The organism is Thermococcus sp. (genome assembly GCF_027063845.1).
Taxonomy (GTDB): Archaea; Methanobacteriota_B; Thermococci; order Thermococcales; family Thermococcaceae; genus Thermococcus.
In genome coordinates this window covers 1-17,595 of record NZ_JAMOQU010000106.1, presented here as the reverse complement: position 1 = coordinate 17,595, position 17,595 = coordinate 1, and the positions used below count along the sequence as shown (strand labels likewise).

Sequence of the window (17,595 nt, the reverse complement as noted above, 5' to 3'; positions counted from 1 at the left end):
TCCATATCCTTGAGCTCCTTCATGCCACCACCGGGAGCTTTTTTAGGCGGGAGGATTTTAAGCCTTTGGTGTTGCCGATGGAGTGTCCCTTCTGCAGACCTCCGAAGGAACAACTCCTCTACGAGGACGAATTGATAAGAGTCCTGCTCGACGCCTACCCCGCGAACAGGGGACACCTCCTCGTCGTTCCAAGGAGGCACGTCGAGCGCTGGGAAGATTTGACGGAGGAAGAGAAGCTCGCCCTGATACGGGGCATGGAGCTGGCGATGGAGGTTTTAAGGGAGACTCTGAAGCCCGATGCCTTCAACGTCGGCATGAACCTTGGAAAGGAGGCGGGTCAAACGGTCCCCCACTTGCACCTCCACGTAATCCCGCGCTGGAGGGGGGACAGCAGAAACCCGCGAGGAGGCGTCAGAAAGGCAGTGTTGGATTTGGAAGATGAGAACCTAAGTTTGAAGGAGCGATGGGTGAAGAACCGTCTGAACGAGGAAGAGAGGAAAGCCCTCCTTGAGGCCTTCAGTAAACGTGGCTCTCGCTCTCCCTGAGGAGTTCGAGGGTCTTCAGGAGTCTCTCAACTTCTTCCCTCGGGTAATGCTCCTCGACGTCGCTCTCCGGGTCGAGCCTCCCAAGTTCTGCCCTGAGCTTTTCCAAGTCTTCTAAGTCCTCCTGAATCTCGACGGCCCTCTGGGCGAACTCATAGCTCGTGTAGGGGCTCTCAAAAATCCTCTGCTGATTAACGACGAGCGCTATTCTGAGGTGACCTATCGTTTCCTCCAAAAGCTCAAGGAGTTCTTTGACCTTCATAAAACTTCCTATACGTCACAATATATAAGCCTTGGTTCGAAAATCTTTCGAAATCCGTGCGGAGCGGTTGAAGGCAGAGTTTTAACCTCCCTCGTCAATCCACTACGGTGGTGACATGGAGGCGGTTAAGGCTTACCCTTCTGATTCGGCCGAGGTGAAAAGTGAGAGGCGAGAGAAGAAGCTTCTCATGGGAAACGAGGCGATAGCCTACGGCGCCCTTGAGAGCGGCGTTGTTTTTGCCACTGGCTACCCTGGAACGCCTTCAACCGAGGTCATTGAGACGATAGCGAGGCTCAAGCCAGAAGTTTTTGCCGAATGGGCGCCCAACGAGAAGGTCGCCCTTGAGGAGGCCGCTGGAGTGGCCTACACGGGCTTGAGGGCTCTCGTAACCATGAAGTGCGTCGGTTTGAACGTGGCAGCGGACCCGCTTATGAGCCTCGCCTATTCGGGCGTTGAGGGTGGCTTGGTAATCCTTGTGGCGGACGACCCTGGGCCCCACACCAGCCAGACCGAGCAGGACGACCGCTATTATGGAAAGCTCTCCCTCCTGCCCGTCCTCGAGCCAGCCGACCCGCAGGAGGCCCACGACCTCATCAAGTACGCCTACGAGCTGAGCGAGCGCTATAAAGTCCCGGTCATCTTCAGGACAACCACGAGGGTTAACCACACGACCGCCGACGTGGAGGTCGGTGAGTTCGTCGAGCTCGACAGGAAGCCCGTCTTCAAGAAGGACATCGAGAGGTACGTACGCGCGAGCATGGAGGGCAACAGGAAGAGGCACAGGTGGCTCAACGAGACACTCGCCAAGATTGAGGAGGAGTTCAACTCGATGCCCTTCAACTGGGTCGAGGGGAGCGGTAAAATCGGAATAATCGTCGAGGGCGCGCCCTACAACTACGTGAAGGAGGTTCTCCCGAGAATCAACGCGGACTTTAAAGTTCTCAAGCTCTCAACGCCCCACCCGCTCCCGAAGAAGCTCGTCGTTGATTTCCTCAAGACCGTTGATTTCGCGATTGTAATCGAGGACGGCGCGCCGTTCCTCGAGGAGGAGGTCAAGATAGCCGCCTATGAGGCCGGCTTGAGCGTTCCAATCTACGGCAAGAGAACCGGCCACCTTCCGCTCGAGGGCGAGCTAACCCCGAGCCTCGTGAGGAACGCGCTCCTCAGGCTAATCGGTGAAAGCGAGGAAACCTACGAGAAGCCGGAGGAGGTAAAGCTCGCTGAAAGCCTCGCCCCGAAGAGGCCACCCGTCATGTGCCCCGGCTGTCCGCACAGGGGCTCTTACCGCGCCGTGCTGGACGCGTTGAGAGACCTCAAGCTCGGCCGCTATTCCGTCCCGATACACGGCGACATAGGCTGTTATGCCCTATCGCTCCTCCCACCGCTCGAGGCCATATGGACCGAGTACGTCATGGGCGCGAGCATAAGCCTAGCCAACGGCCAGAGCGTGGTAATGGACAAGAAGATAATCGCAACGATAGGCGACTCGACGTTCTTCCACAACGGAATTCAGCCCCTCGTTGATGCCGTCTACAAGAACCTGAACGTCCTGGTTATGATACTCGACAACAGGACGACGGCGATGACAGGCCACCAGCCCCACCCCGGAACCGGCGGAAGTGAAACCGGCAGGAAGTTCAACGAGATTGACATCGAGGCCCTGGTCAAGGCGCTTGGCGTCAAGTACGTCAAGACCGTTGACCCCTACGACCTCAAGGCCACGAGGGAGGCTATAAAGGAGGCCATGAAGGTGGAAGGGCCTGCGGTGATAATAGCAAAGCGCGAGTGCGTCATTCCCGTCATAAGGCGCGGGGAGATAGGCGAGATACCGCTCGTCGTCGAGGACAAGTGTACGGGCTGTACGGCGTGCATACTCCTGACCGGCTGTCCGGCTCTGGTTTATGACCCGGAGACGAACAAGGTCCGCATAGACCCGCTCCTCTGTACGGGCTGTGGCGTCTGCAACCAGACGTGCCCCTTCGACGCCATAAAGTTCCCGAGCGAGCTGGAGAAGGGGGCTTAGCCCCCTCACTCCCTCCAAACCTCGAGAACCATGAAGCGCCTCACGAGCGGGTTTGGATACAGCTCCCAGCTGATTCCCTCTGTTTCTGCTTCAATTTCCCCGAAGAGACCGCCCTCGCGCGGGTCGAGGCTTTCCCCGTAGATTTTTCCGGGCCTTATCTCGACTTTCATGTAGCGCGGGAGGCCGACTATCGCTTTCCCTTCCTTCCTCGCGTACTCGATGGCCCACTTAGCCGTGTATAAGCCGGCGTAGATTTCCGCTATTCTGACCGGGACGCTCGACTTGCCGATGGCGATTATCTCTATCCCCGTCTCCTCCCAGAACTTCTTGGCTAAGGGCTGGAGGTCCTTCGCGAGGTCTTTCCACACTTCCTTTCCGCGGTCGGTTATCGTTAAGGCGTCAATGGTCGGCTCGTCGAGCTTTCTCACCTCTATCCCGCCGATGGTCGAGTCGAGGTGGATAACATCTGGCTTGACCTCCCTTGCGAGCTCCACCGCGAGGAACGCCTCGTCCCTGATGGCCTGCCTTCCGCTCATGTCATAGTCGAAGGGGTTCGCGTACTTCACCCTGCTGAGCGTCGCGGTTCTGTAGGGCTTCTCAACCAGCACTGCAGCAGTTGCAATGAGTCCTATCGGCTCGTAGTCCTCGGTTAGTAGGGCCCCACCAGTGTCGGCTGAAACAATCCTCATGGCAACCACCGTTAACGACCAATTACCGATATACTCTCGGGTCCAAATCCCTATGGTGAGACCGATGGATAGGACAGTTTATGAAGCTTTGGGGAAGTACGTTGACAGCTTATCCAACTCTCTGTACCTGGGCACGAGCCGGGGAACGGTTTACCTCGATGACGAGCCTGTAACCCCGGAGGATGTAAGGCTCTCGCTCTTCTTCTCGGGAAAATCAATAGAGGTAAGCTCCCTGTGGGGAAGGAAAAAGCACGGGGCACTCTACTTGAGGGGTTCCCCAAAGGTCCGCTTCCGTTCCGGGAGGATTGAGTTGCTCTTCCTCACGAGAAAGGGTCATGTCCTCGTCCGGCTCAGGGCAGGCAGGGGCTTTGCCAAAGTCCTCGCGAACACTGCCTCCCAGTGTAGCGGGGGCGTTGGTTCGCTCTGGGTCAGGGGCTGAGTCTCGTCACCGCTCGGAACTCGGCAAACTCATCATCCCCTTCAGTTCTTCCAGCTCTTCCCTTAAAGCTCTTGCCGTTTCCTCGCTTCCCGTGAGGGAGGAATACTTTCTCAGGGCCTCCTCGAGCTCCGGCCATTTTCCGAGGAAACCTCCGAGCCTCTCGGCTGGAACGAGCATGCCAGTTTCCCTGTAAACTACCAGCGCACCGAGCGTTTTCAGGGCGTCGAGAAGGGCCTCGAAGGCCTCGCCGTACCTGCCCTCTTCAATCAGCCTCTCGCCTCTCTCAAGGTATGAGGTGAACCTCTCAACCAGTGCCTCCTCCATACAACCACCGGCGGGTTTTTATAGTAGGGGCTAATAAACCCTTGGGATGAAGGCTGAGGAACTCGTCTGGGGCGCGGTCATAGCAATCATTCTCTACGTAGCTTGGAGGGTAGTGCATCCTCTAATAACCCCCATCTTCTTCGGCCTTGTCTTGGCCTACGCCTCTTACCCGATTCAGCGCAGGCTCTCCGTGAGGCTTGGAAGGAAGCGCTCCGCCCTCGTGATAAGTCTCTCGGTTCTTCTCGTTGGGGGCTTTCTAACGCTTTACATTCTCCTTGTATCGGTTCAGGTCGCCATGTCCTTCTATGACAGCGTTGTAGGGGCTTTCAACTGGCTCCTTACCCTTCCGCTCCCGGAGGACGTTCTCCAGTTCCTCCAGAACTTCCAGGGCCAGGTCGTTCCGAAAATAGCGGACTACCTCTCCGAGCAGGCGTTCTCCCTGCCCTCCTACCTGCTCCAGCTCCTCGTGTTCTTCTTCACTTACTACTACGCCCTCGCATACGGGGAGGAAATTCGGACCCAGATATATGCCCTCCTGCCCGAGAAGAACCGCGAGCTCGGCGAGGAAATCCTGAGGAGCGTGAACAAAACCCTCTCCGCCCTCGTCAGGGCATGGCTCCTCCTCAATGTGGCCAAGGGAATCCTGATGACAATCGGCTTCATAATCTTCCGCGTCTCAGACCTCTACACGGCCATAGTCGCCGGTTTCCTGACGTTCGCCTTTTCCTTCGTCCCCCTCTTCGAGGGCTGGATGATTTGGCTCGCGGCGGCGATATACTTCGTAATCAACGGGGCCTACTTCCACGCCCTCGGCATAGCGCTCTATGGCTTCTTCCTCGTCTCCCCGATGCCCGACTATACGATAAGGCCCATGCTCGTCGCCAGGGACGCCCAGCTCGACGAGACCCTCGTGTTCATCGGAATGATTGGAGGAACCTGGGCGATGGGGCTGAAGGGCCTCATAATAGGGCCAATAGTCCTCAACGTCCTCCTTGTCCTCCTAAAAGAATGGAAAAGGCTCACAGAATCTTCACGCCTGCCTTCTCAAGCTCCTCAAGAGCTTTCTTCTCGTCCTTCGGGTTGATGCCCTTGACCGCGTCGCTCAGGAGATAGACCTCAAAGCCGTGCTTCACGGCGTCTAAGGCCGTCGCTTTCACGCAGTACTCAGTCGCAACACCGCAGACGTAAACCCGCTTAACGCCCTTCTCCCTGAGTATTTCTGCGAGATTCGTTCCCTCGAAGCCGGAGTAGGCTTCCTTGTCCGGCTCGGTGGCCTTGGAGATTATCACCGCGTCCTCTGGCAACTCGACGACGAACTCTGCCCCCTCAGTTCCCTGAACGCAGTGCTTCGGCCACGGCCCGCCCTGTTCCTTGAAGCTGACGTGGTTTTCCGGGTGCCAGTCGCGCGTCGCCACTATCAGCGCTCTCTTCTCCTTAAACTTTCTGATGTACTCGTTGACCTTCGGAATTATCTTGTCGCCCTCGGGAACAGGCAACGCTCCGCCGGGCATGAAATCCCTCTGCATGTCCACAACGATGAGGGCCTCCTCGGGCATGGGGGTCACCTTGGGGTAGTTCTCATAGTTCGGTTTAAACTTTGCCCGCAAGGTTTAATAAGCCGACTGCATTAGGAGCAATTATGGCGGAAATAGTCGTGAAACTCCCTCCCGGCGTCGATGAGAGGCTCTTCCGGAAAAAGCTCAAGAAATTGATTGAGATGGGACTCCTTATGAGCGAGCTTTATGGGGTTCTAAAGGACGAAGAATCCTGGGACGAGCTTGAGGGAACGGCCTATGACCAAGCGGGTACTTATTGACTCAACGTTTTTATCGAGTACATAGGCCAATTCAAAGTTGCGGAGATAAACGATGTTGTTTTGGAGACTGCATCGGAGATAATAAAACGCTATGGTCTGCTTCCAAACGACGCGATTATACTAGCCACGGCCAAGGTTTATGGAATGACCCTTGCTACGCTTGATTCCGACTTCGAAATCCCTGCCAAAAGCGAGAACGTTGAGCTGTACTCCTCTAGACATCAATCCTGTCCCTGAACTTCGACATGTCAACGCCCTTCTCGAGGCCGAAGAGGTAAGCTAAAATCCGCTCGTCAAGGTCTCCATAGCGCTCGCGCAGTGCCTTTATTCCCTCCATTACCTCGAGCTCCGTCCACCCGAGGGCCCTCGCTATATGGACAACCATCTCTCCCAGCAGGTTTTCCGGCTTCTCGGCCTCCTCAAGGGCCTCAATCCTCGCGTGGAGCTTTCCCTCACGCTCCTCCAGAAGGCCTTCCTTAATCCAGCTCTCTATCAGCTCCTTCGCCTCACTAACCGAGAAGCGCCTCAGCCGGAAGGTGAGTATCCCGACCAGCTCGCTCCTCGTGAACTCGGTTGAGCCCTTGACCTGGACTGCTTCCTTGAGCGGGTGCATAGGCATCAAGCTTTTTAGGGCTCTCGGATAGATAAACTTTTGGTGTGGGAAATGGAGCAGAGGACGCACAGACTCACCTCTGAGAGGCTCGTCGGAAGGCCGTTGAAAATCGAGCCTGGAAAAGCTGAGGTTGGGCTTCTGACGACGGAGGAGATGGCGGTTGACGAATACGGCCTCGTTCACGGCGGGTTTACCTTCGGTCTGGCCGATTACGCAGCCATGCTCGCGGTGAACGAGCCCACCGTCGTCCTTGGAAAGGCCGAGGTGAAGTTCCTCAAGCCCGTTAGGGTCGGAGAGAGGTTGATAGCCAAGGCCGAGGTACTCGAAGACCTCGGGCGTAAAAAGCTGGTCAAAGCTGAGGTCTTCAATGAGAAAAACGAGAGGGTCTTTGAGGGAACGTTTCACTGCTACGTCCTCGAAAAGCACGTGCTTGAGTGACCAAAAATTTTTTAGGCCTTAATATCTTATCTCGATATCGGTGTTCGATATGAAGTACCGAGACTTCTTGAGTTTACACGTCCTCCACCACGCGAGGGAAGGCGTCACGGGCAGTTTCATGATGGAGGAACTTAGGAGGCACGGCTACAGACTCAGTCCCGGCACGATTTACCCCCTCCTCCACGAGCTCGAGCGGGAGGGCCTCCTCACGAGCCGGGAAGAAGTCCGGAACGGAAGGAGGGTTAGGGTTTACACGATAACGGAAAGGGGCCGTAGGGCCCTTGAAGAGGGAAAAGAAAAGCTGAGGGAGCTCTGTGAGGAACTCCTGGGGGAGTGAACATGGAGAAGGAGCGGAAGGTCTTGGGAATCAGCTGGAACGTCTTTCTCCTCGGCATCGTTAGCTTCCTCAACGATATGAGCAGTGAGATGATAGCGCCGATAGTTCCTGCCTATCTGACGGAGGTTCTCAAAGTTGGGAAGCTCGCGGGCGGTTCGATAATGGGCCTCATCGAGAGCGCGAGTTCGCTCTTCAAGGTCCTCTTCGGCTACTTCAGCGACCGTTTCAGGAAGCGTAAGGTTTTCGTGTTCACAGGTTATGCCCTCTCGACGCTCTCCAAGGGTTTACTTGCCTTTTCGCGCGGTCCGCTCGACTTCCTCGCGCTCAGACTGCTCGATAGAACAGGGAAGGGAATAAGAACGGCCCCGCGCGATGCTCTAATAGCCGAATCGAGCAACGGAAAAACCGGAAAGTCCTTCGGCTTCCATAGGATGATGGACACCCTTGGGGCCGTCGCGGGTCCCCTCGTGGCGGTTCTGCTAATCGGGCTCCTCTCCTACCTGCCGAGGGAAACCCTTTACCGGAGGATTTTCCTCCTCTCCGCCGTCCCCGGTCTTCTCTCCCTCGTCATAATAGCGCTCTTCGTCAAGGACAGGGGTGGGGAAGTTAAAAAGAAGATAACCGCCATCTCGTCGCTGAGGAGCCGTTCCCTTCAGCTATTCCTCGCGGTTGTCGCCATAGGAACCCTCGGCAGGTACAGCTACGCCTTCACCCTCTGGAAGGCTGAGGAGCTCGGCTACACGGTTCTGCAGGGTTCTGCCTTCTACGCGCTCTTCAACCTCATCTACGCCCTCTCAGCTTATCCAATAGGCGTTTACTCGGACAGGGTGAGCAAGAAGGCCCTAATCGGCGTTGGCTTCCTTCTCTCGGCCCTCGCAAGCCTGTGCTTTGCCTTCGCGAAGGACTTAACAGTTCTTCTCCTCGCCTTCGTCCTCTACGGCCTCTACATGGCGGTGATGGACACGGTTCCGAGGGCATATATGGCCGAGCTGGCAGGGGAGGGCGAGAAAGGAACGGTTATAGGTGCCTACCACACTGTGGTTGGAGTATTCGCCTTCCCTGCCTCGCTAATTGCCGGCTACCTCTGGAGCGCCTACTCGTTAACTTACAGCTTTCTCTTCGCTTCCGCTATGGCCTTCTTGGCCTTCATCCTGCTCCAGTTCGATTGACGTTCTGCCAATTTTTTCTGTCCTTTTTTGTTCATTTCCCGTCAAAAAGACTAAAAACTGCGGGGCCTACTCGGCACGGTGGTGGGAGTGAGGATTTTAATAATCGGCACCGGCGGGACGATAGCGAGCGCGAAGACCGAGAAGGGTTACAAAGCCACGCTGAGCGTCGGCGAGATACTGGAGATGGCCGGAATTAGGGGCGACGGCGTTGAGATAGAGGCGAAGGACATACTCAACCTCGACAGCACGCTCATCCAGCCAGAGGACTGGATAACGATTGGAAAGGCCGTGTTTGAGAGCCTGAACGACTACGATGGAATCGTCATAACCCACGGCACGGATACCCTTGCGTACACCTCCGCGGCCCTGAGCTTCATGCTGAGAAACGTTCCGATTCCAGTAGTTCTGACGGGCTCGATGCTCCCCATAACTGAACCCAACAGCGACGCGCCGAGGAACCTGAGAACGGCCCTAACCTTCGCGATGAAGGGCTTTCCGGGAATTTACGTGGCCTTCATGGACAAAATAATGCTTGGAACGAGGGTTTCAAAGGTGCACTCCCTCGGCCTCAACGCCTTCCAGAGCATAAACTATCCCGACATCGCCTACGTCAAGGGCGATGAAATAATCGTGAGGTATAGGCCCGAGCTCCCTGCTGGAGAGCCGTCTTTTGACCCAAGGATAGACCCGAACGTTGCCTATCTTCGCTTAACGCCAGGCCTTTCGCCGGAGGTCTTTCTCTCGGTTGCGGGGCGGGTTCATGGCATAGTGCTCGAAGGCTACGGCGCCGGGGGAATCCCCTACCGCGGGCGGAACCTCCTCGAGGCCGTCTCAAAGGTCGCCCGTGAAAAGCCCGTGGTCATGACGACGCAGGCCCTCTACGGTGGCGTTGACTTGACGCGCTACGAAGTTGGCAGAAGGGCCCTTGAGGCCGGCGTTATTCCCGCCGGAGACATGACGAAAGAAGCAACGCTCGTCAAACTCATGTACGCCCTCGGCAGGACGAGGGAGGTTGAAGAAGTGAGGAGGATAATGGGGAAAAACCTCGCCGGGGAGCTCAACTCAGCTTTTTGAGCTCCTCGTCGCCTATTATGAGCGGTCTCTCGGCCTCTATGACGTAGCTGAACTCCCACTTCACCTCTCCCCTGTTCATGAGCTCGGCGTAGCGCTTTGCCTTCTCCTCAGCCTCCTCGAGTGAGGAAGCCTCGACGATTCTCCTGACGTACCACTTCCTGTCCCCAAAGCGGAGCTTGAACTCGGCCATGAACATGGGCATCACCGTAGGGGATTGGGAAATGCCTTTTAAAACGTTGACCAAAGCAATTTGGTGGTGGGATGGGGCTTGGGACTGGCATCGCTAGGATGTTCGCGATTTTCCTTGTTACCTTCCTCCTGCTGGCAAACTTGGTTGCCCCTCCCGAGGTTAAGCTGAACTCTCCCTCCGGCCCCGAACGCTTTCTCGTCGTTCCAATCAAGTTTATCCAGTACAGACTTGGTCACGGTGAGAACTACAGCGTGGAAAGTCCCTACTCCCCGTTCGACTTTAAGCTCGGCGAGCCCCGCGATAACGTTTCGGTTTGGACTTTCAATGCCGAGGCACTCCTCTACGATGTGCGGAGCGAGTACGTTGAAAAATACGTTGACGAAACGGTCAAAACTGCCCGGGGATGGGTTACACACGCGGGATATGCGCCAACACCGGAACTACTCAGGGGAACGGCCTTCATGGTGATGTGGTCCAATGGAAGGCTGTATGAAAACATTGGAGGAACCCATCTCCCCTCCCGCACGATTTCCTCTGGTGGTGACTGTGATGACTGGACGATGGTTCGTTGGGCGATAATACGAAAGATAAACGAGGAAGCCGGTATAAGGGCGCTCTACTTCTTTGTGGAAGTTACCGGTGAAGTTGCATCCCACGCCTTTTTGGCCGTTTATTATCCCTCTACCGGGGATTGGGAGCTCTACGACTGGTTTGCCGTCAGAAAGCTCTTTGTAGTCCTTTATGGCTCCTGTCCTCAATGTGTTGCCAGACCAATCAAGTTCCCGGATTTGAAGACGGCCCTGACCGCCTACTATCTCGGTGCGAGGGGCACGATTTACTGGGGTGACGTTCTGGCAAAGTACGGCCGCGTGAACGCTTATCTCCTCCCCACTGAGCACGACCCCCACGTTTATCCTCTTGAGTTTGAGACCCTTTCGGGAATCCGGTACTTCTCCCCAACGAAAAGCGATGTGGAAAGGGCGAGGAGGATTGTTGAGCTCGCTTGGGCCAACATTACTGCCAGTGACTCCGGTGAAAACGGGACCTATGTGGTTAGCGTTCTCTTCAATGGTAGGGAAGTTTCATCACTTCGGCTCTCCCCGCACAATGGCGGTCTCTGGGTTTCCCTGAACGTCGAGGGGCTCTCCGGTGATGTCACGATAACGGCTTACGGTGGCTACTTTAGCTTGGTTAACTCAACGGAGGTCGTGCTCAGGGAGTGGGAGAAACCGGGAATGATAGGAGACTTCCTGGCCTTTGGAAGGGCGGGTGTTCTTTTAAAGTCTCCTAAGTTGACTCTTCTCGTTTCACCCAAGGACTTTTTGAGAATCGTGCTTGAAGATAAAAGGGGAAACCAGCTCTCAGTGTTCATTTCCCGGGTTTAAGGCTCGGCCGCGAGGTATCTCCCGTCTCTCTCGAAGGCCTCGAAGACCTTTCCCCCTTCTTTCGTCTTCAGCTCGACGAGAACCTTCTTTGGGGGTTCCTCAACCTCGGCCTCAACCCTCTGATTGCTGAGAACCTGAATGAACGCATCGCCAAGCCTCTCAAACTCAAAAACGAGGTTTCCGTCCTCCCATCTCGTACCGCGGAAGTTCACTCCGCCCATCCTGAAAGTTACCTCAAGAACTACCTTCAAAGCTTTCACCGGGGTAATTAGGAGGGGGAGGTTAAAAAGGTTGGCCTCAGACCCTCTTCAGCTTCACGACTTCCTTGGCGAACTCCTCGAGAACCTCTTTCCTCATGCCCTCGAAGAACTTAATTGACCCCGCGTAGCTGTGGCCACCGCCTTCGATTCCAGCTGAAGGCAGTTTCTCCTGCAGTTTCGGTATTATCGCGTTGAGGTCGAAGTTATAAGCCGCCATCCCATCGCTCGCTCTAACCACGGCGAAGTCCGGCCCGTAGGCGAGCGTTAGGATTGGAGAATCCTCGCCGTACTTCTCCTTGAAGTGGTCGTGGATTAAACCGCTCAGCTTGCCCGGTGAAGGATAGCTGAACTTCGGCGCGAAGAGCTCGACGTCGATGGTGTTGAACCTTATGCCGTTGGGCAGGACGACGCTCTTGACGTGGGGCAGGGAGGCCCTTAAAGCTTTCTCCTGCTTCTCCTTGACCTCTGGATAAATCGCGTTTATCAGCTCGCGGTGCCTCTGCAGGTTGCCGGTGAGGAGGAGAATCTCGTCTATTATTCCGTGCCCGTCCATGAACTTCCAGTAGAAGGCCTCGTGGTCTATGACCTCGGCAATCTTCTTCAGGTCCTCCTCGGTGAGGCCCTTAGCCTTCTTGGCAATCTCAAGGTACTGGTAGAACTCCGGTGCCTTGCTCCTGTCGCCGGTTCCAGCTATCGCCGGCAGGTGCTTTATCTTGTCCTCCACGTCGGGGTTGACGAAGCGGGCCACTTCAGTTGCCAGCATTCCAGCGGTTAGCTCGTAGTAACCGCGCTTGACGTGGTGGGGATTGACGTGAACATCGACGTACTCATCGACCTTAGCTTTGTCCTCGCTCACCCATTCGCGCGGGTCGTGGTGGTCTATGACCACTATTGGAACCCCATAGGCCTTTATCCTCTTGTAGGCCGGAATGTCCTCGCTCGTTCCGCCGTTGTCCACTATGACGACGAGCGGAAGCGGGTCGCCGAACTTCTCGTGGTCCTCGACCATGAAGATTATGTCCTTGAGAACGTCCTCCAGCTCGTAGAACGGTGCCCTGCTCGGTCTGCGCTTGAAGAGCTTCCACCTCGCCTGCGGGTCTGGGGATATCTTTTCAATCAGCGGGACTATCGCGTATTCAAGGGCAAGGCCTGAGGTGTATCCGTCGGTATCCGAATGGTGCCTCAGGAGAATCGGCCTGCCCTCGAAGATGGCCCTGCGTATCATGAAGGCGGCCTTCATAATCTTCGGCTTGAGCTTCTCTAAGACCTCGCTCTGGACGAGGAAGCCAACGTCCTTCGGCTGGGCGCGTTTGTCGAGCTCGGCCTCTATCTGCTGCTTAACCCTCGCTGCATCCGGCCCCCAGAGCCTTGCCATGTCGCTGACTTCAATCTGAATCTCGCCCGAGTGGAAGGCTATCTTGCCTATGACCTCCACGATGTCGCCGACGTTTATGTTCGGATAGGCCCTAACTCCCGGCGCCTCAAAGGCGGCCGCCCAGGTTATTCCCGTACCATCGGTTATCGTGAAGACCGTAGGCCCGCCGGTTACCTGTATCTGGGTGACCCTTCCCTGTATCCTCACGGTCTTACCTGCCATGTCCTTGCTGAGCTCGGCTATCGGCGTCACGGGCAGTTCCTTCTTGACGACGACGGTCTTGTAGTGCCTCTGTGGAGACTCGATGAGGTCTATCTCCCTCTTGTCGGGCCTGACGTCGAGAACCTGAACGATTATCTCGTCTCCTGGGATGTACTCCCTTCCGCCGAGGAGGTCCTTCCTCTTGATTAGACCAACGACGTGCGGGTTGAGCTTGACGAAAACTCCGAAGCGCTCGACCCTGTCAATTGTTCCCTTGTAGAGACTGCCGATTTCTACATCTTCATAGTCGCAGGTCTTGTCGAGTATGAAGACGACCTTGTACTTCCTAAGGCAGTCCGGACAGACCCACGTCGTCTCCATACCCGGCTCCCAGGGCCCCTTTATCTTACCGCAGATGTCGCAGACGAGCACCTTGCCCGTTCCGCCGCAGGTGGGACAGGTGTCGTAAACCGGAACCGTTCCCTTGCCGTGACACTCTGGACAGGGAATTTCATCAACCTCGTCCTCGACGCCGAGGTGGTCGAGGTTCCTGTAGCCCTTCAGCTTGTCGCCTATCTTGAAATCAGCTGGAACGTACCCCCAGCCCTCACAAACGGGGCACTCCTTCTCGCCTACCTTGACCTTTCCCGTTCCGTGACACTCAGGACAGTCCTTAACTGCCATCCTCTCACCCCGCTTAGGTTACGGCTTTGGCTTAAAAACGTTAGCAGGTTCTCGCTTCTACTGCCTTTATTCCGTGGTTCGAACCTACATTATGTCCTACACAAATCGCTTAAAAGGGCCCAATTGGAGGATTTTTCATGGTAGTAATGACGGAATGAACAAACGGAGGGAAGAGCTTTGAGATTCAGGCAGAAGCTTTACTTCGTCCTCGTTGGGACCGTCATCACAATAATGCTCATTATGGCCCTGGCTCAGGTCAGGGGTATCGAGCGAATGGGAGACTCTATGGAAAAGACCATGGGGCCCACGATAACGGACCAGGCGAAGAGAATTGCCCTCCTTGAAAGTGAGAAGTATGCGCTCATGATTGACGAGAGGCTTCGTCCTCTCCAGCTTGTTGCCGATTCCTACGCCAAGTCTATAGCCAGTGAGTACGCTGTCAACGAATACCTGCCGGGGTATACCCAGAGCCCGACTTTCTGGAACACCGTTGAGAAAAAGCTGACTGAACTGAAAAACTCTGAAGGAGACATAATCAACGCCTACTACGCCGACAGCACTGGGAAATTGAAGATAGTCCCACCTGTCCAGCTTCCGCCCGATTTCAACGCCACTAATTCCATCTGGTACCGCAGGGCCGTGGAAAACGGTTCGTTCTGGATGGAACCCTACACCGACATAATCACCAACAAGACCGTGATAAGCTACATAACCCCCGTCGTGTACAACGGCGTCGTTGAGGGTGTCCTTGGTATAGACATTGACTTCTCCTCCCTTTCGGAGGAGATAACATCCACCAGAATTGGGAAGACCGGTTACCTCTTTGTCCTCAGCCCCAACGGCACGATTGTAATCCACCCCAGAGAAGAGCTCATTGGCAGGGTGAACGTCTTCACGAACGAAAGCTACGTTCCCCTGGCCAGCGCTATGAAGGGGGAGGAGAAGGGCGTCGTCGAGGTCGAGCTCGATGGTAAAGTAATGGTAATGGCCTTCGCTAGGAGCCGCGTCACGAACTGGACGATAGTTGCGGTTGCCCCAAAGGATGAGCTTATCGGCGCACTCGTGAAGTCCCTTGACAGCGCGAAGTCAGAGGCCTCCAAAAACCTCATCTTCAGCCTTGGCCTTGCCTCGCTGATAGCCTTCGGCCTCGTGCTCGCGGGCGTTCAATACCTCAGAAAAGCGTTGAAGCCGATAGAAGAGCTCACGAACGCAGCGGAGCTGATAGCAGAGGGCAGGCTTGAGGAGGCAAAGGAGCTCGTTGGCTCGATAGACTACCCCTACCGCGACGACGAGATTGGAAAGCTCCTTACCGCCTTTGAGGCAATCTCTCGCGACGTTATCGGAACCCTCAACGGCGTTATCCAGAAGCTCGAGCGCCTCGCCGAGGGCGACCTGAGCAACGGTCTGAGCGTCGAGGCCAAGGGGGACTTGATGGAAATAATAACGGCTCTGCGAGAGACATCGGCTAAGATGAGGACGCTGATAGGCAACATCCGCCACATCGGTTTGTTACTCGACCAGCAGGCAAGCGAACTGGCGCAGATTGCTGAAAACGTTCGCGGTTCAATGGAGCAGGTCGGTGAGGCCATAGAGCAGGTCAGCGTCGAAGCCCAGAGACAGCAGGAGAGCATCAACGAGATTACCGAGGGAATGCGCCTCGTTGCCCAGGTTACCGAAGAAACTTCGAGCATAATGGAGGAGTTCGAGAAGGCCGTGGAGGATGTAACGAGGACGGCATCTGAGGGTGGACGGAAGGGTGACGAGGCCATACGGGACGTTGAGAGCATCAAGCGCTCGATGGACTTCATTGACGAGGCGGTGAGGGCTGTAAGTGAGATGAGCAAGAGGATAGGTGAGATAACCCAGACGATAGGGAACATCGCCGAGCAGACGAACCTTCTGGCTTTGAATGCCGCGATAGAGGCGGCACGTGCTGGGGACGCAGGAAAGGGCTTTGCGGTAGTTGCCCAGGAAATCCGCGGTCTGGCCGAGGAGAGCAAGGAGGCCGCCGAGAAAATACGCGAAATCATAGCCGAGATGGACGAGAAGGTCAGGAGGGCCGTTGAGGAAACGAAGAAAGGCGTTGACACGGTTTCAAACTCGACCGAGACCCTCAAGGAGAGCCTCGGCTACCTCGGATACGTAGCGGAGATGATTGGCTCGATAGGCGAAAGGGTCTCTGAGGTAAAGGAGCAGGCCGAGAGGACGAAGGAGGAAGTCGAGAAGGCCCTTAGGGCCCTTGAGAACCTCGCCGCGAGCGCCGAAGAGACAACGGCCTCTGCCGAGGAGGTCAGCTCGGCGATGCAGGAGCAGAGAGCTGAGATAGAGGCCCTGAGCGAAGAGGCCAGGAAGCTCAAGGAGATAGCGCGGGAGCTCCGCGAGAACGTGGAACAGTTCCGCCTCTAATTCTCTTTTTTGAAGGTTTCCCAGAAGAGGGCCATCGAGAGCGAGTAGAGTAGAGCCGTTATGAAAAAGGGCCACGTGAGCGAGACATCGAAGAGGAAGCCTCCGATGAACTGGCCCACCCCAAAGGTGGCCGTCCAGGAGAGGTTGTTGAGCGCCATCGCGGTCGAGCGCTCCTCCTTGCTGAAGAAGCCCATCATGAAGGAGCTCCATATCGGGTTGACGATGTTCATCAGGATTGTCCTGATGGTGTAAAGGAGTGCCGCGACCGGGAAGCTCGGAGAGAGGGGCATGAGGGCTATCAAAGCGCTCGCGCTCCCGTTGAAGGCCACAATGGTCTTCACACTGCCCATCCTGTCCGCGATTATTGGGAGGATGAACGTGCCGAGACCCATTATGAACTGCTGAACTGCGAAGAGCCAGCCGATGCTCTCAAGGCTCGTCCCAAAGCGCTGGTTGAACCACAGCCCAACGTAGGGTATCGCTATTCCGGCTCCGAGACCGATTAACGCCTGCGGAACCGCGAACTTCGCGATTCTCCGGAGGATTTCTCCCCGAAGCTTTATCCTCCTTCCGCCGTTGAGGACGGGCTTCGTGGGAAGGATTACCAGAAAGCGGAGGGGAATGACAAGCAGGACAAGGGCGAACGTTTCCCTGTACGTCAGCCACCGGGGGAGAACTCCGGCGATGATTAGTCCAATCGCCGAGCCGATGGTTCCGAGGGCCGAGGACAGGCTGAACAGGTAGTGCCTCTTCTCGTCGCTCACCTCTCCGCTTAGGAGGGAGGTGAAGGACGGGCTCTCGAAGGCGAGACCGATTCCAACGAGGGCACCGCCGATGGCCAGGGGTAGTAGTGAAGGAAATGCCACCTGGATGGCCCTCCCTGAGAACATCAGCCCCAGTCCGAGGAGGATGGAGCGTTTGTAGCCGAGCTTCGCGCTCAAAGGGCCTGAGAAGAGGAGCGCCACAGCTTGTGCGAGTGTTGATGCAGAGAACACCACACCGACGTCGCCGTAGGTGTAGCCGAGGAACCTCATGTAGAAGGGCAGGATGAACCACGCTATGTTCCCGCCCAGCCAGGCGATGAAGGAGTAAATCACAAGCAACCACGCGTCCCTGGAAAATCCTCTGTACTTCTGCAGAGACATGAACGTTTAGATGGCTGTCGAGTATATAAAACTTGTGAGAAGCGGGCGGGATGAGGTAGGAGATGCTTGAAAACAAGAAAAAGTGGAACAAGGGGAATGTGGAAATCAGCTCGAAGATTTCATGAACTCCTCAACGGCCTTCGCGGTTTCACGGTATGTCTTTCCCGCCAGTATGACGACGTAGTAGTTTGGATTGTACGGGTTCTTGAGCTTAGCTACAATG

The 17,595-nt window shown here is 55.9% G+C and carries 21 protein-coding genes; 12 read left to right on the top strand and 9 right to left on the bottom strand.

All coding sequences use genetic code 11. The features are described from left to right. Positions 1–77 precede the first annotated feature (77 nt). Positions 78–545, top strand: a complete 468-nt coding sequence (locus tag MVO87_RS08680; protein ID WP_297513526.1) for an HIT family protein — start codon at positions 78–80, stop codon at positions 543–545. Here the strand turns inward: MVO87_RS08680 and MVO87_RS08675 are convergent. Further along, complete coding sequence (locus MVO87_RS08675) at positions 517–804, bottom strand: hypothetical protein (RefSeq protein WP_297552898.1); 288 nt, start codon at positions 802–804, stop codon at positions 517–519. The genes MVO87_RS08680 and MVO87_RS08675 overlap by 29 nt on opposite strands. Before the next feature lie 115 nt (positions 805–919). Between MVO87_RS08675 and iorA the strand changes: the two genes are divergently transcribed. Further along, positions 920–2,827 (top strand): indolepyruvate ferredoxin oxidoreductase subunit alpha, encoded by a 1,908-nt coding sequence (gene iorA, locus MVO87_RS08670; protein WP_297552896.1) that lies wholly within the window; start codon positions 920–922, stop codon positions 2,825–2,827. 5 nt (positions 2,828–2,832) lie between these two features. On the opposite strand, the gene MVO87_RS08665 is transcribed toward iorA, so the two are convergent. Continuing rightward, positions 2,833–3,516 carry a DUF4152 family protein gene (locus MVO87_RS08665; protein WP_297513494.1) on the bottom strand — a complete coding sequence of 228 codons (684 nt, stop codon included), beginning with the start codon at positions 3,514–3,516 and terminating at the stop codon, positions 2,833–2,835. A 64-nt stretch (positions 3,517–3,580) separates the two neighbouring features. Between MVO87_RS08665 and MVO87_RS08660 the strand changes: the two genes are divergently transcribed. Then, positions 3,581–3,955: a hypothetical protein gene (locus tag MVO87_RS08660; protein WP_297513492.1), complete on the top strand. Its 375-nt coding sequence runs from the start codon at positions 3,581–3,583 to the stop codon at positions 3,953–3,955. A 6-nt stretch (positions 3,956–3,961) separates the two neighbouring features. Here the strand turns inward: MVO87_RS08660 and MVO87_RS08655 are convergent, their stop codons facing one another. Next, a complete protein-coding gene (locus MVO87_RS08655) occupies positions 3,962–4,279 on the bottom strand; it encodes a hypothetical protein (RefSeq protein ID WP_297513490.1) in 318 nt (105 codons plus the stop codon). A 46-nt stretch (positions 4,280–4,325) separates the two neighbouring features. Between MVO87_RS08655 and MVO87_RS08650 the strand changes: the two genes are divergently transcribed. Beyond that, positions 4,326–5,363, top strand: a complete 1,038-nt coding sequence (locus tag MVO87_RS08650) for an AI-2E family transporter (RefSeq protein ID WP_297513488.1) — start codon at positions 4,326–4,328, stop codon at positions 5,361–5,363. On the opposite strand, the gene MVO87_RS08645 is transcribed toward MVO87_RS08650, so the two are convergent. Then, complete coding sequence (locus tag MVO87_RS08645) at positions 5,299–5,835, bottom strand: nicotinamidase (protein ID WP_297513523.1); 537 nt, start codon at positions 5,833–5,835, stop codon at positions 5,299–5,301. The genes MVO87_RS08650 and MVO87_RS08645 overlap by 65 nt on opposite strands. Before the next feature lie 83 nt (positions 5,836–5,918). Between MVO87_RS08645 and MVO87_RS08640 the strand changes: the two genes are divergently transcribed. Further along, positions 5,919–6,095: a hypothetical protein gene (locus MVO87_RS08640; RefSeq protein WP_297513486.1), complete on the top strand. Its 177-nt coding sequence runs from the start codon at positions 5,919–5,921 to the stop codon at positions 6,093–6,095. A gap of 12 nt (positions 6,096–6,107) precedes the next feature. Further along, positions 6,108–6,332: a PIN domain-containing protein gene (locus MVO87_RS08635; RefSeq protein ID WP_342765120.1), complete on the top strand. Its 225-nt coding sequence runs from the start codon at positions 6,108–6,110 to the stop codon at positions 6,330–6,332. Here the strand turns inward: MVO87_RS08635 and MVO87_RS08630 are convergent. Next, positions 6,310–6,714 carry a DUF2240 family protein gene (locus tag MVO87_RS08630; protein ID WP_342765119.1) on the bottom strand — a complete coding sequence of 135 codons (405 nt, stop codon included), beginning with the start codon at positions 6,712–6,714 and terminating at the stop codon, positions 6,310–6,312. The genes MVO87_RS08635 and MVO87_RS08630 overlap by 23 nt on opposite strands. A gap of 45 nt (positions 6,715–6,759) precedes the next feature. Here MVO87_RS08630 and MVO87_RS08625 point away from each other — a divergent pair, with 45 nt between their 5' ends. The 4 genes from MVO87_RS08625 (at position 6,760) to MVO87_RS08610 (ending at position 9,726) form a co-directional block, all read left to right on the top strand. Further along, complete coding sequence (locus tag MVO87_RS08625) at positions 6,760–7,146, top strand: PaaI family thioesterase (protein ID WP_297513514.1); 387 nt, start codon at positions 6,760–6,762, stop codon at positions 7,144–7,146. Positions 7,147–7,195: 49 nt separating this feature from the next. Beyond that, positions 7,196–7,483, top strand: a complete 288-nt coding sequence (locus MVO87_RS08620) for a PadR family transcriptional regulator (RefSeq protein ID WP_297513511.1) — start codon at positions 7,196–7,198, stop codon at positions 7,481–7,483. Positions 7,484–7,485: 2 nt separating this feature from the next. Further along, on the top strand, positions 7,486–8,652 hold the full coding sequence (locus tag MVO87_RS08615; protein ID WP_297513508.1) for an MFS transporter: 1,167 nt from the start codon (positions 7,486–7,488) through the stop codon (positions 8,650–8,652). A gap of 87 nt (positions 8,653–8,739) precedes the next feature. Next, the gene (locus MVO87_RS08610; RefSeq protein ID WP_297513505.1) at positions 8,740–9,726 is read left to right on the top strand and encodes an asparaginase; all 987 of its coding nucleotides are present in this window, start codon (positions 8,740–8,742) and stop codon (positions 9,724–9,726) included. Here MVO87_RS08610 and MVO87_RS08605 read toward each other — a convergent pair. Further along, positions 9,710–9,922 carry a hypothetical protein gene (locus MVO87_RS08605; RefSeq protein WP_297513503.1) on the bottom strand — a complete coding sequence of 71 codons (213 nt, stop codon included), beginning with the start codon at positions 9,920–9,922 and terminating at the stop codon, positions 9,710–9,712. The genes MVO87_RS08610 and MVO87_RS08605 overlap by 17 nt on opposite strands. A 65-nt stretch (positions 9,923–9,987) precedes the next feature. Between MVO87_RS08605 and MVO87_RS08600 the strand changes: the two genes are divergently transcribed. Then, on the top strand, positions 9,988–11,301 hold the full coding sequence (locus MVO87_RS08600) for a hypothetical protein (protein ID WP_297552894.1): 1,314 nt from the start codon (positions 9,988–9,990) through the stop codon (positions 11,299–11,301). Here MVO87_RS08600 and MVO87_RS08595 read toward each other — a convergent pair. Both MVO87_RS08595 and MVO87_RS08590 read right to left on the bottom strand, forming a co-directional pair. Continuing rightward, complete coding sequence (locus MVO87_RS08595) at positions 11,298–11,552, bottom strand: hypothetical protein (protein ID WP_297513557.1); 255 nt, start codon at positions 11,550–11,552, stop codon at positions 11,298–11,300. The two genes, MVO87_RS08600 and MVO87_RS08595, sit on opposite strands and share 4 nt — an antisense overlap. A 46-nt stretch (positions 11,553–11,598) precedes the next feature. Beyond that, entirely contained in the window at positions 11,599–13,821 is a 2,223-nt protein-coding gene (locus MVO87_RS08590) for a DHH family phosphoesterase (protein WP_297513537.1), read from the bottom strand. Positions 13,822–13,998: 177 nt separating this feature from the next. Here MVO87_RS08590 and MVO87_RS08585 point away from each other — a divergent pair, with 177 nt between their 5' ends. Further along, the gene (locus tag MVO87_RS08585; RefSeq protein ID WP_297552893.1) at positions 13,999–16,227 is read left to right on the top strand and encodes a methyl-accepting chemotaxis protein; all 2,229 of its coding nucleotides are present in this window, start codon (positions 13,999–14,001) and stop codon (positions 16,225–16,227) included. On the opposite strand, the gene MVO87_RS08580 is transcribed toward MVO87_RS08585, so the two are convergent. Then, positions 16,224–17,372, bottom strand: a complete 1,149-nt coding sequence (locus MVO87_RS08580) for an MFS transporter (protein ID WP_297513542.1) — start codon at positions 17,370–17,372, stop codon at positions 16,224–16,226. The two genes, MVO87_RS08585 and MVO87_RS08580, sit on opposite strands and share 4 nt — an antisense overlap. Between the last annotated feature and the right edge of the window lie 223 nt (positions 17,373–17,595).